The following is a 14,033-nucleotide window of genomic DNA, read 5'->3' as shown; positions in this document are numbered from 1 at the left end:
GGGGTGTGACGACGACGGGTGTGAACGGTCCGTGGTCGGATTGGCAGACGTCGCGGGTGGATGTCGAGAAGCCCGCGGTGTCGGAGTTGTGGGCTCGTGGGACGCAGGGTTCGGGTCTGTGGACGCTGTCGTCGCTGACGCCCTTCTTCGAGGCGAAGGTGACCGACCCGGCGTTCTTCCGCTATTCGTATCTGGGTGCCGAGGTCGAGCATGATCCGTCGGTGCCGGCTCAGGGGTCCGGTCTGATCTGGTCGGGGACGGGCACTACGGCTACCAACAGTGAGTCGCCGTATGCCCGGGTGACGGTGGCGTCGGGCAAGCTGACCGATGGCTGGCTGGTGCGCTGGCGGGTCAGGGGTGTGACAACCACCGGTGTGAACGGTCCGTGGTCGGAGTGGCAATCGGCGAAGGTGGACGTCAACAGACCCGCCGGAACTGGGCTCGGGGTGGTGCCCGGCACGAAGACAGCCGACACCGCCTGGACGCTGGCCTCGACCACGCCCTGGCTGTACACCAAGGTCACTTCAACCGGAAACCTCGCCTCCTACCTGAGCGCGCAGGTTGAGCACGACCCGTCGGCTCCGGGCGGGGGCTCCGGAGTAATCTGGTCCGGCACCGCCACCACGTCATACGCGTCAGGGACCAACGCGTGGATCCAGGTCCCGACCGGCAAGCTCGCCGACGGCGCGCAGATCCGCTGGCGGGTCAGGGGGGTGACCACCACCGGCGTTGTCGGTCCGTGGTCAGACTGGCAGTCCGGGACCGTCGACGTCGGCAAACCGGCCACCGCATCTCTTGGCATGACCCCTGGAACCGCCGGTGTCACCGCTTGGACGGCGGGATCGCTCACGCCGTGGTTGTACGCGAAGGTGACCGACCCGCAGGGGCGTGACTCCGCTCTCCGCGTGGAGATCGAACATCATCCCGACGCTACTGGGCAGGCATCGGGGTTGATCTGGTCGGGTACAGCCCAAACGTCGTACGCTTCGGGAACCAATGCGTGGATCCAGATTCCCACCGGGAAGTTGACAGACCGCTGGATGATCCGATGGCGGGTACGCGGCGTCGCCGGCGGTGTCGGTGGACCGTGGTCAGAGTGGCAGAACACAACGGTCGATGTTGGCAAACCGGCCGTTGCCGCGGCGGGGATCACTCCGGCCACGCCGGGCACCTCGGCCTGGACGGTCGGGTCGCTCACGCCATGGTTCTTCGCCAAGGTCAGCGACCCGCAGGGGCGCAATTCGTCTCTGGGGGTCGAGATCGAACATCACCCGGACGCGACCGAGCAGGGGTCGGGGCCGATCTGGTCAGGAACCGGCGGCACGGCATATCCGTCCGGCTCGAACTCGTGGGTGGTCGTCCCTGCAGGCAAACTTTTAGACGGCTGGATGATCCGATGGCGGGTACGCGGCGTCGTCGGCGGTGTCGGGGGCCCATGGTCGGGGTGGCAGTCGGCCACCGTGTCCGCACTGCCCTTCCAGACCTTCTCGCCTCCGGCCGGCAGTCAGGTCGGAACGCTGACCCCCACACTCTCCGCGCACGCACAGGCTCCCGCCGAGGCGAGCGTCGTCTACTGGATCCAGGTGTGCTCGGGCACGAAGAATCACTGGACCTGGTGTGACAGTTCCACGGAGTGGACGAAGGACGGGACCTTCCAGGTGCCACCGGGGAAGCTCCAGTGGGGAAGGACCTACTTCTGGTACGCGAAGGCGGCCACCAGCACCACGACTGTCACCTCCGCGTGGCGCACCTTCACGACCGCGCCGGAACAGGGCTCGATCAACACGCTGCTCGCGGCCGGCACTGATGACCGCAACTTCAACCACGTCAACGGCAACTACACCCGGACCATCACCGACCTGTCCATTCCGACGCCGGGTCTGCCGCTATCGGTCAGCCGTACGTACAACAGCCTCGACCCTCGTTCCGACGGGGCCTTCGGCGCAGGCTGGTCCACCCGATGGGACACGCGGCTCCAGGACGAGGGGCGGGCGATCACGTATCCGTCGATGGTCGGCCACTGGCGACTCGGTGATTTGGCGGGAAGCCGGTTCGTGGCCGATTCCTCGGGCCACAGGTTCCACGCGGCGCTCGCCGGCGGCACGACCTGGGTCCCCGGAAAGATCGGTGGCGCGGTCGCGAAATCGGGAGGCCCGATCGCGACGGCGGCCGGTCCCGTTCTCCGAACCGATGACAGCTACACGGTCATGTCCTGGGTGAAGCTGGATGATCGGACCGGTTCCTACCAGATCGCTCAGCAGAACGGGACTAACCGGTCGCCGTACCAGCTGGGTGTCGACTCGGCCACCGGACAGTTGGTGTTCGCCACAGTGTCGGCCGACTCCTCAAGTGCCGGTCGTTTCACCGCCCTGTCAGGTTCGCCCGCACCGGTCGACACCTGGTTCCACCTCGCCGGCGTCTACAACAAGGCGGCCGGAACCATCGCGATCTACGTCAACGGCAGTCTGCTCAAGACGGTCTCAGGGGTACCGGCCGGATGGCATGCGGCCGGTGCGACGGTCCTCGGCAGTGACCTCAAGGGCGCCGTGGATGACATCCGGATGTTCCAGAAGGCGCTGTCCACGGCCGAGATTCAGGCGCTGGCCGGCTTGACGGCCATCGCGCCGCCCACCACCGTGCTGATCACCTACCCCGACGGCAGTGAGCAGCGATTCGCTTCCCGAGGTGACGGAACCTACGCTTCCCCGCCCGGTACCTTCGCCACGCTCGTCAGCCTGGGCGACAGCGGCTGGCGGCTGATGGACCAGTCGGCCACCTCATACTGGTTCGACGCTTCAGGCCGGCTGACGAAGGTCAGTGACCACCGCCATCGGGCGCAGGATCTGACGTACGGCCCCGACGGCAGATTGCTCAAGGTCGTCGTCGCAGGGGGGCGTTCCCTCACCTTCGGCTGGACCGGCGGTCACATCACCAGCGTGGCCACCGATCCGGTGAACGGAACCCCGATCATCTGGACCTATGAGTACAGCGGCGACAAGCTGATCAAGGTGTGCCCGCCGGGCTCCGGTGGCGCCTGTACCGTCTACACCTACACCGACGTGTCCAAGTACCGGAGCGTGGTTCTCGACTCGAGGCCCACCGGCTACTGGCGTCTGAACGAGGCTACGGCCAACCTCAACGGCAAGGTCTCCGGCACCATCGGCTGGAACTTCGACGAGAGCGACGGCCGGATCTCGGGGACCACGGCCAACACCATCGCTGGCGTCGCAGGCGCGCTCGCGGGATCGGGCGACACCGCCATGACCTTCTCCAGTACGTCCGGGTCGTCGTACGTGTCGCTTCCCGAGGCGGCTGTCAGCGGAATGGGCAGTGCCCTGTCCGTCGAGGCGTGGTTCAAGACGACCGGCTCGGGCACCGTCATGGGCTTCCAGAGTTCATCGGACAACTTCCCGACGGCCTACCTGCCGGGCATCTACGTCGGCACCGACGGAAAGCTGCGCGGGCAGTTCTGGACCGGTTCACCCACTCCGATCACTTCGGCCACCGCCGTGAACGACGGAGCTTGGCACCATGTGGTGCTGTCCGCCGCGGACAACGTGCAGACGCTGTTCCTGGATGGCCGCCCGATCGGAGGGCTCACGGGCAAGATCACCCACGCGGGCAACGCGACCATGTGGGACGCCAGGATTGGTGCCGGGTTCGGCGCCTCGTCGTGGCCGGGAACCACCTCGTCGTTCTCCACATTCCCGTTCGCCGGGAGTGTCGATGAAGTCGCCGTCTACAACAGGCCGCTGGGTCTCGACACCGTAAGGACTCACTACGCGGCAAGGGCGGCCCAGCCCGTACTGACCAAGGAGACGCGTCCGTCAGGCCGGATCCACGCCGAGAACGTTTATGCGGTTGATGGCGGTCGCCTGCTGACCCAGACCGATGACGACGGCGGCACCTGGACTCTGTCCGATCTCAGCTACACCAAGGAATCCAGCACCCAAGTCTCCGCCACGACCACGGTGACGGACACGCACAACGGAAAGCTTGTCTACGTCACCGACGCACTGCGCGGCCACCGGGACATCTCCACTACCGACCAACTCGGAAAGGTCACACGATTCGCGTACGACACGGGCGGTTTCCCCGCGACGGTTACCGACCCGAACGGCGTCACGGTCGATCTCTCTCACAACGCACGGGGCAACCTGGTCGCGAAGAAGACCTGCCGCGCTGAGAACATGTGCGCCACTGAGTACATCTCCTATTACCTGGACGTCGACGACCCGTTCGATCCCCGGAACGACAGGGTCACGGTGTACCGCGACGCCCGGTCTTCTTCGGCGGCCGACGAGACCTACGCCATCACGCTCACGTACAACGCGTTCGGCGAGCCGGTCAAAAGGGCCGTCCCACCCACTGGGGAATTCCCCAGCGGCCGAGAGCAGTCTGTCGTCTACACCGATGGAACCGAGTCGGCTGTCGGGGGCGGGACCATGCCTGTGGGCCTGATGAAGACCAGCAAGGATTACCGGGGCAATGAGACGACGTTCGCCTACACCGCCGCCGGTGACCTCGGCCAGGAGACGGGTCCGACCGGGCTGGTCAGCAAGTACACCTACGATGCGATAGGCCGTCCAACGAGTCGCACCGAGGTGTCGGCGGCCAACCCCGACGGGATCACGACGACGCAGACCTACGACTCTCAGAGCCGCCTGCTCACCACCACAGGGGCCGCCGTTGAGAACGAGGTCACCGGAGTCACCCACACCCTGCGCCAGACCCGCACTTATGACGCCGACGGCAACCCGCTCACATCGGTGACGTCCGATCTGACCGGCGGCGACCTGGCCCGTACGACCAGCTACACCTACGACGCTTACGGCCGGGCCGATTCCGTAACCGGACCTGAGGGCGGCGTCGAGCGGTTCGGCTACGACCACAAGGGCCAGAAGGTCGGGTACACCGACACCCGGGGCATGCTCTACCACTACACCTACACACCCCGGGGCGAACATGCCTCGACCATCCTCAAGGACTGGCGTGGCAGCCCGCTCAACCCGCAAAGCCCGGCCGACGTGGTGCTCATGTCGTACGCCTACGATCCTGCGGGCCAACTCGCGTCCCAGACCGACGCCATGGGCCGGACCACTGCTTACACCTACTACGACGACGGACTGAAGGCCCAGACCATCGCCCGCGGCGCCCGGCTCAATGGCTCGACCACTCCTCGGGACATTGTGGTGGACGCCAAGCAGTACGACGCGGTCGGAAACGTCACCCGTCAGACCACGGAGGGAGGGCTCGTACGGGTCGACGCGGTGTACGACGCTGCCGGACGTCTGGTCTCCCAGACCATGGACCCGGAGACACTGGCCCGGTCGACCGGCTACACCTACGACGCCAACGGCAACGTCGTGAAAATAGTCAAGACAGGCGCGGGAACCAGTCGCACCGAGATCACGGAGTACACCTACAACGCGGCCAACCATCCCATCGGCCAGTCCGTCCACAACGACGGGCCCGATCTCACCGTCGCCCTCACCGTCGACGACCGGGGTCTGGTCACGGCGATCACCGACCCCCGAGGAAAGCTCCCCGGGGCCACCTCGGCTGACTACACGACCAACATCCGCTACAACGCGATCGGCAAGAGCGTCGAGGTGAAGCTGCCGGCCGTGCAGGTCGAGCGCAACGGCGGCGCTGCCGTCACCGCCCGGCCTACCACCCGGATGGGATACAACGCGTTCGGGGAACAGACCCACGTCGTAGACCAGGAAGGGCGCACGCGTACCTCGGTGTTCGACCGTGCCGCTCGTCTCGTCTCACAGATCATGCCCGAATACACGCCGCCGGGCGGACAACCCGTCACCCCGACCGCGACCGCGATTTACGACGCGGCCGGTCAGCAAGTGAGCACGACCAACGCGCGAGGCCACACCACTACCACCACATACGACGGTCTTGGCCGCAAGGTGCGGGTGACGAATCCGTCAGTCGGCGGTGCTCCGGGCGGTGCCACCACCTACACCTACGACCTCCTCGGCGAGGCGCTTTCGCAGACCGATCCGACGGGAGCACGGTGGGAAGCCACCTACGACGACCTAGGTCGCCAGATCACCACCACGGCGTTCGAACGCAAGCCCACGACCGGGATCTTCGTCACCGAACTTGAGTACGACGACGCCGACCGCCTCACCAAGACCACTCGCCCAGGGGGTGAGTCGGTCATCCGCGCCTACAACGCGGCCGGTGAGATGACCTCGCACAAGGATGCGCTCGGTAACATCACATCCTTTGGCTACGACCTCTCAGGCCGGGTCGTCAAAACCACGAACCCGCTCGGCGTATCCAATATCGCCACATTTGACCTGGCTGGACGGCAGGTCGAGGTCGCCGACGTCGACTCCGGCGGTACGGTCCTCCGTAAGCTGACATCCGGTTACGACGCCGTGGGCAACAAGACCAGCATGACCTCGGCTCGCGGCCACACCACCAACCGCGTCTACGATGCGGCCAACCGGCTGATCGAGCAGCATGAGCCGGTGTCCGCAGGCGAGACGATCGACATCTCTTTCGGATACGACGCAGCGGGCAAGCAGACCAGGTCAACCGACGGGCGAGGGAACTCCACCTACACCACGTACAACAGCCTCGGCCTCGTCGAGTCACTGGTGGAGCCGAGCACCCTCGCCCATCCGAACCTCTCCGACCGGACGTGGACGAGCATCTACGACCCGGCGGGAAACCTGATCACCAACCTCATCCCCGGCGGGGTCCGCGTCGAGAGCACCTTCGACGAACTGAACCGCCTCGTACGCCAGACCGGTGCCGGAGCGGAGGCCGCCACCGAGGACAAGGCGTTCGGCTACGATCTCGCCGGTCGGCTAACGATGGCGGGTGACCAGAGTTTTACCCTCAATGACCGGGGTCGGCTCATCAAGACCAGTGGACCCGGCGGCGACATCAGCGCCTACGCCTACGATGCCGACGACAGACTGGTCCAGCGTGCCGACGCCACCGGAACGGCATCCTTCACCTGGGATGCCGCCGACCGGCTCACCCAGATGTTCGACCCGCTCACCGACACGGAGATCGGGTACGCATACGACCAGGCGTCCCGCCTGACCGGTTTGACCTACGGCGCCGGCGGTGCCAGCCGGTCCTTCACCTACGACCTGCTCAACCGCCTGAAAACGGATGAGCTGAAGAACTCCCAGAACGCCCTCATCACTTCCATCTCCTACGGCTACGACGCCGATGGCAACATGACCGGCAAGACCACCGGGGGACTGGCGGGATCCGGATCCAACACCTACACCTATGACCACTCCAACCGGCTCACCTCCTGGACGGCTTCCGACGGGAAAACCACCGAGTACGGGTGGGACGCAGCAGGCAACCGCATCAGCGAAGGTGACAAGACCTTCGTATACGACGAACGCAACCGTCTCACCTCTGGAGACGGGGTCACGTACTCCTACACCGCGCGTGGCACCCTGGCCGAGTCCTCCGACGGCATGGTTCGGATGTCCAGGTTCGATGCGTTCGACCGCCTGATTCAGGACGCGGCCGTGACCTATGACTACGATTCTCTCGGCCGGGTTGAGAACCGGACAGAGAACGGGCAGACGACGCGGTTCGCCTATGACGGTCAGACCAACAATTTGGTTGCTGTCACCGACACGCAGAACGTGCTGAAGGCCTCCTACGGCCGGGACGCCGCCGGCAACACGGTGAGCCTGTCGGACGGAGGCGGCGGTCAACTGGCGCTCAGCGACTTACGGGGCGACCTGATAGGCACGTTCACCTCCGGCGGCGCAACCTTGGTGGACTCGACGGCTTACAACCCCTTCGGAGAGGTGACTGCCCAGATCGGTGTTACCCACGGCCTCGGCTACCAGGGCGAGTACACCGATCCGACCACCAAGAAGGTCAACATGGCCGCCCGTTGGTACCAGCCGGCCACTGGTGCCTTCATCTCCCGCGACACCCTGACTCTTCCGGCCGACCCGTCGGTCCAACTGAACAGATACGCCTACGCCAACGACAATCCGCTCACGAACATCGACCCCGACGGCCATGCGACCTGCGCCAAGAAGCCCAACCAGAAGAAATGCAAGAAGGTTGAGGTGCAGATCAAGAAGGAGGTGGCCGACACCCACGTCGACTGCGTCGCCGACTATGGCAAGAAGGGATGCAAAAAAGCGGAGGAAGCATATACGGACTGCCGTCTGAACGGTGGTTCGCAGCAGAAGTGCAACGGCGTCGAGGTCTACGTCGGCTGCACCACCAAGAAATACTCCAGCAAGAACTGCAAGGAGGCAGAGGAGCTTTATCTCGGGTGCGCCAAGGATGGGCTGGAGGGCTCGGTCTGCCAGTCGGGAGCCATTCAGTATGCGGGCTGCCGCGGCGGTTCAAACTCGAAGAACGCATGCGAGCGGGCCTTCGAGGGGTATACGGAGTGCCGTGCTGGAGGTGGTGGGCATACAGCGGGTGTCTGTACGAAGAGTTCCTCGATCTACCTGAACTGCAGGAAGCGCAACGGGGTAAAGGATCACTACGCCTGCCAGAACGCCTCGCAGAGCTATCTCAAGTGCAAGGACAAGACAGGGAAGGAGGATTATGCCTGTTCACTCCAGGCTTCGTCCTATCTCGGCTGCCGAGACACTTCCTATGGGTCGGGCAAGCACAGTGACGCCTTCTGTACTGGAGTGGTCGACGCCAATCTGCGATGCCTGAAGGACTACTCACTCAATGAGTGCTCGTGGGTTTCTCCCACTTACCTGAAATGCGCTAAGAAGTACAAGGAGAGCGGCTGTGTGGGGGATGACGGGGTAACCGGCTGGGACTGTGACGAATACAGCTTCAAGAAGGCGCTTGCCGGTAATGACACGTGTCGGCAGTACCTCAGCCAAGAAGACACGAACCTGCTTGCGACTTACCTCGGCTACATCACCGTAGCAGCGGGGGCCTGCACGATCGTCGGACTTGAGTCGGTGATCGGCATTCCTGCATCGGCCGCATGTGGAATTGTCACTGCATTCGTCGGAGCGGGTCTGGGAGTGATCAACGGCGCGAACAAGGGCAAGGGAATCGTCATCGAGTACGGAAAGTGCCACTGGCTTCCCTGTCTCTCCGTCAAGGGACAATAGGCCCCTGCTCGAAACCATGTGGATGTCGCGGGAGCAGAGCTTGCCGAGAAGCTCTGCTCCCTCTACCGAGAGACGAAGGCGATCAATGAAGTGGGTTCGTAGGATGTTCGGCTTCCTGGGGTTGGCGCTCTGTGTCACCGCCGCGGTGCGGATGAGTGTCGCCCTTCCCGGAGCCGACCGCCAAGCGATTTACATGTCCGTGTCCGGGGCTGTTCTTATCCTGGTCGCGCTCGTGATCCGTATCTTCGTGGAGTGACCCTCGCCGTTGCGCCAGCCAGCCGAGGAGCAGCGCCACCAGTGATGCGAGCACCAGCAACGTCGCCAGGGCGTTGAGGGCGGGGGTGGGCGCGTTGCGTACCGAGCTGTAGAGCTTGATGGGGACCGTCACCGACGACGCGTCGGGGGACAGGAACGCCGAGATGACGAAGTCGTCCATCGACGAGGCGAAAACGATCATCGCGCCGGCGAAGACGGCCGGGGTGAGCAGGGGGAGCAGGATCAGGCGGACGGCGGTCAGGCGGCTGCACCCCAGATCCCGCGCCGCCTCCTCGTAATCGGTCCCGATCGAGGCCAGGCGCGAGCGGACGATCACCACCACGTACGACACCGAGAACGTCACGTGGCCGATGACCTGGGCGGGCTGGCCCAGCGGGACGAACAGGTAGAGGTTGGTGAAGACGAGGTACAGCGCCGAGCCCATCACGATCTCCGGCGTGGCCAGGGGCAGCAGCGTCAGGCCGCCGACCACGCGACCGGTCCTGCCCCGCCACCGCGACAGGCCGAGCGCCGTCGCCACGCCCAGGGGGGTGGCGATCAGCGTCGTCAGCCCGGCCACGACGAGGCTGTTCACCAGGGCCAGGCGTAGTGACGGATCCTCGGCCACCGAGCCCGACGAGCCGAAGTACCACTGCAGGGAGAAGCCCTGCCAGGTGCTCCGCGACCGGCCGTCGTTGAAGGAGAACTGGATCGCCACCAGGATCGGCGCCAGCGACCACACGACGTACGCCCACGTCACCGACGCGAGCACCCACGGACGCCGTCTCACGACACCACCTCCTCGGCCCGGCGGCTGGAGATCAGGTAGTAGACCATCAACGCCATCAGCAGCGCGGACAGCAGCAGCACGAGTGACGCCCCGAGTTCCTTGCGGGTCCCGCCGAGCAGGTAGAACTCGATCTGGTTGGCGATCATCGTGGTGGTCGGCGATCCGGACACGAGCGTGTTCGTGTAGTAGTCGCCGAACATCGGCAGCGCCGTGATGGCCGACGCCGTCAGCAGGCCCGGCCGGGACAGTGGCAGCGTCACGTGCCAGAACGCCCTGCGCCCCGAGCAGCCGAGGTCCCGGGCCGCCTCCAGCAGCAGCGGGTCGATCCGGTCGAGCGTGGCGAACAGCGGCACGATGAAGAACGGGACGTACCCGTAGACCAGTGCCAGGACGACCGTCACCGGGTTCCCGGAGAGCCATCGGACAGGTTCGTCGACCAGCCTGGTGAGCAGCAGCAGGTCGTTGACGTAGCCGTCGTCCTGGAGCAGGTTGAGCCAGGCCAGCATCCGGGTCAGGTAGTTGACCCACCACGGCGCGAGGATCAGGCCGAGCAGCAGGGCCCGACGCCGCCCGGCGTGCCGGGCCACGTAGTAGGCCACCGGATATCCGATGGCCACGCACAGTCCGAGGGCGAGGGCCACGTACAGCAGCGTCCGCAGGAAGACGGGGCGCAGGTCTCCGGACACCGACCGCGTCAGGATCTCGGAGAACGCGGTGAAGTCCCAGTAGCGCGGGTCCCATTCCGGGACGGGCGCGTTGAAGACCGGGTCGGTGTAACCGAAGGCCACGGCGGCGATGGCGTAGAAGGGCACCGCGAACAGCGCCACCAGCCAGAACGCGCCTGGCGCCGCGAGCAGGGCCCACAACCCGCCACCACGGGCCCGGCCACGCCGTGGGGAGGGCTCGGGATGGGTAGGGGAATCCCCGCCGTCCCCGGTCACTGGCCTGCCTTGAACTGCGACCAGGTGTCCAGCCACACCGCTTCCGCCGCCGGGGAGATCTGGAAGATCTGCTGGCTGCGGGCGTAGACGTCCGGGGTGACGATCGCCGGCTTCAGGGCTTCGGTCACGAACTCGTCGGTGACCATCTTCTCCGGTGTGATCGCCGACAGCGCCGGCTGGTAGCCCGTGAAGGAGAAGTTCTCCTGTGCCACCACCGGGTCCAGCAGGTGGTTCAGCAGCAGATGTGCCAGCACCGGCTTCGTGGCGGAGGCGGGCACGGCGAGCGAGTCGGTGCCCACCACGCCGAGGTCGTCGGCGGGGTACCAGTAGCCGAGCACGTCGGCGTCCACCCCCTTGGGCAGGTACGACTGTGCGTTGATCATGTCGCCTGACCAGCAGTGATGCACCGTGGCCTGGCCTTCGGCGACGAGCTGGTAGGCGGCGATGCCGGTCTTGATGTTCATCAGGGGGACCAGTTCGGCGAGCCACGTCCCGGCCTGTTCGATCTTCACCGGGTCCTCGGTGTTGATCTCCCGGAGCCCGTTCTTGAGCATCGCCAGGGCCAGGCCCTCGCGGTGGTCGTCGATCAGGTAGGCCTTGCCCTTGTAGGCCGGGTCCCAGAGCAGCCCGTAGCCGAACCCGGCGGAGACCCGGTCGGCCCGGTAGCCGATGCCCGACGTGTACGCGCAGTAGGGCACGGAGTAGCGCGACCCCTCGTCGTAGAAGGGCGACTGCAACTGTGGCCAGGCGTTGGCCAGGTTCCCCAGGTACGTCTTGTTCAGGGGCCGCAGCAGCTTCCCGACGGCGGCCTTGCCGATCACGTCGGGGGTGGGGAACCACACGTCGAACGACGCGCCCGGTGTCCGGAGCTTGGAGATCGCGTCTTCCATCGTGTTGAAGGTCGTCAGCTCGACCTCGACCCCGTGGGTCTTCCCGAACGCCTTCAGGACGTCGGGCGACACGTACTCGGGATAGTTCAAGATCTTGAGCACCCCGCCGGACTCCGGGGAGAGCCCGTCCGCGATCGGAGGGATGTCGTCGTGCAGGGGCAGCGAGCCCGGTGAGTCTGTCCGGGTGAGCGGCACTGCGGAGGACCCCGTCGAGCGGGCGGGCCGCTCGCCTCCACATGCCGCAGTCGCAGCTAAGGCGCTGACCAGCAGAAACCTGCGTCGATCCATGCTGTTTCCTTTTCTGGTACCGAATCTCCTCTTGCCAGACTGACTGGTTAACCAGTTAGTCTGACGATGTGGCCCGATGGGTCACAAGGCGTGCGGGCACAAGTTTTCCGGGTCGTAACGCCATGCAGAAGGGGTCAAGCCGGTGAAACACGCATACGACGCGATCATCGTCGGCGGCGGTCACAACGGGCTCGTCGCCGCGGCCTATCTCGCCCGGGCCGGGCTCTCCACCCTCGTCGCCGAAGCCCGTCCGGTCACCGGCGGCGCGGCCACGACCGAAACTCCCTGGGGACCTGACTTCAAGGTCACCGCGCTCTCGTACGTCATGAGCCTGATGCCCCCCACCATCCTCCGTGACCTGCGGCTCAAGGAGCACGGCTACGACGTGATCCCGATGGGGCCCAGCTTCGTCCCCTTCCCCGACGGCCGTTCCCTTCTGACCGAGACCGGCGATCCGGCCCGCGACCACGCCCAGCTCGCGGCGTTCTCGAAGAAGGACGCCGAGAACATGCCGAAGTACGAGGCCTGGCTCCAGGGCATCGGCGACGTCCTGTCCCCGCTGCTCATGCGCACCCCGCCCAACGTCGGGTCGACGAGGCCGCGCGACCTGATCGACCAGCTGCGGCTGGCGTGGGGGCTGCGCGGTCTGCGCACGCGCGGCACCGCCGACGCGGTCCGCCTGTTCACCATGTCGGTCGAGGACCTGCTCGACGAGTGGTTCGAGTCGCCCGAGGTCAAGGGCGTGATGTCCATCAACGGCGTCATCGGCACCTGGGCCGGCCCGGCCGAACCGGGCACCGCCTACGTGATGATGCACCACACGATCGGCGACGTCGGCGACGGCCGGATGGGGTCGTGGGGCTACCCGATCGGCGGCATGGGCGCGGTCAGCCAGGCCATCCGCGACTCGGCGGAGGCGTTCGGCGCGACCGTGCTCACCGACGCGCGTGTCGAGAGGATCCTCGTCAAGGGCGATCAAGCGACGGGGGTCGCTCTCGCCGACGGCCGGGAGTTCACCGCCCCGGTCGTCGTCGCCGCCACCCACCCCCGGACCACCTTCCTGCACCACGTCGACCGGGGGCACCTCCCCGACGACTTCGTCCGCGACATCGAACGCTGGCGCTCCCGCTCGGGCGTCGTGAAGATCAACGTCGCACTCTCCGAGCTTCCGAACTTCCCGTCCAACCCCGACGCCGACCTGACCGGCTCGGTCGAGCTCTGCCACTCCATCGACTACGTCGAGCAGGCCTTCCAGGACGCGAGGTCGGGCGTCCCGGCGCGCAGGCCCTTCTCCGACTCGGTGATCCCGTCCACGGTCGACCGCACGCTCTGTCCCGAGGGCACCCACATCATGTCGATGTTCACGCAGTGGGTCCCGCACACCTGGAACGAGGCCCCGCACACCGAGGAGCTCGACGCCTACGCCGACCGGGTCATCGACGGCTACGACCAGCTGGCCCCCGGCTTCAAGGCGTCGGTCATCCACCGCCAGGTCATCGGCCCCCACGAGATGGAGCACGAATACGGCCTGGTCGGCGGCAACATCTTCCACGGCGAGCTCTCCCCCGACCAGCTCTTCCACCTCAGACCGGCCCCCGGCTACGCCGACTTCACCACCCCGGTGAAGGGGCTCTACCAGTGCAGCTCGGCGACCCACGGCGGCGGCGGCGTGACCGGCATCGCCGGCTACCTGGCCACCCGCCGCATCCTGAAGGACCGCAGGAGGCGATGGAAGAAATGATCACGGATGACTGCATGAGGTGGT

5 protein-coding genes are annotated in these 14,033 nt (G+C 66.0%); 2 read left to right on the top strand and 3 right to left on the bottom strand.

The annotated features are described in order from the left end of the window. Positions 1-56: 56 nt before the first annotated feature. Complete coding sequence (locus AW270_RS34825; protein WP_082802078.1) at positions 57-9,104, top strand: LamG-like jellyroll fold domain-containing protein; 9,048 nt, start codon at positions 57-59, stop codon at positions 9,102-9,104. Between the two features lie 82 nt (positions 9,105-9,186). On the opposite strand, the gene AW270_RS34820 is transcribed toward AW270_RS34825, so the two are convergent. From AW270_RS34820 to AW270_RS34810, 3 genes are all read right to left on the bottom strand, one after another. Next, positions 9,187-10,149, bottom strand: a complete 963-nt coding sequence (locus tag AW270_RS34820; protein WP_082802077.1) for an ABC transporter permease — start codon at positions 10,147-10,149, stop codon at positions 9,187-9,189. Continuing rightward, a complete protein-coding gene (locus AW270_RS34815; protein ID WP_061300394.1) occupies positions 10,146-11,015 on the bottom strand; it encodes an ABC transporter permease in 870 nt (289 codons plus the stop codon). The genes AW270_RS34820 and AW270_RS34815 overlap by 4 nt, the downstream gene beginning before the upstream one ends. A gap of 71 nt (positions 11,016-11,086) precedes the next feature. Further along, positions 11,087-12,175, bottom strand: coding sequence for a polyamine ABC transporter substrate-binding protein (locus AW270_RS34810; RefSeq protein ID WP_061300393.1), 1,089 nt, complete (start codon positions 12,173-12,175; stop codon positions 11,087-11,089). Positions 12,176-12,410: 235 nt separating this feature from the next. Here AW270_RS34810 and AW270_RS34805 point away from each other — a divergent pair, with 235 nt between their 5' ends. Beyond that, positions 12,411-14,009 carry a phytoene desaturase family protein gene (locus tag AW270_RS34805; protein ID WP_061300392.1) on the top strand — a complete coding sequence of 533 codons (1,599 nt, stop codon included), beginning with the start codon at positions 12,411-12,413 and terminating at the stop codon, positions 14,007-14,009. Positions 14,010-14,033: the final 24 nt, after the last annotated feature.

Source organism: Herbidospora cretacea (genome assembly GCF_001570605.1).
Lineage (GTDB): Bacteria > Actinomycetota > Actinomycetes > Streptosporangiales > Streptosporangiaceae > Herbidospora > Herbidospora cretacea.
Note: the sequence above shows the minus strand (reverse complement) of the source record. Positions and strands in the feature narration are given on the sequence as shown.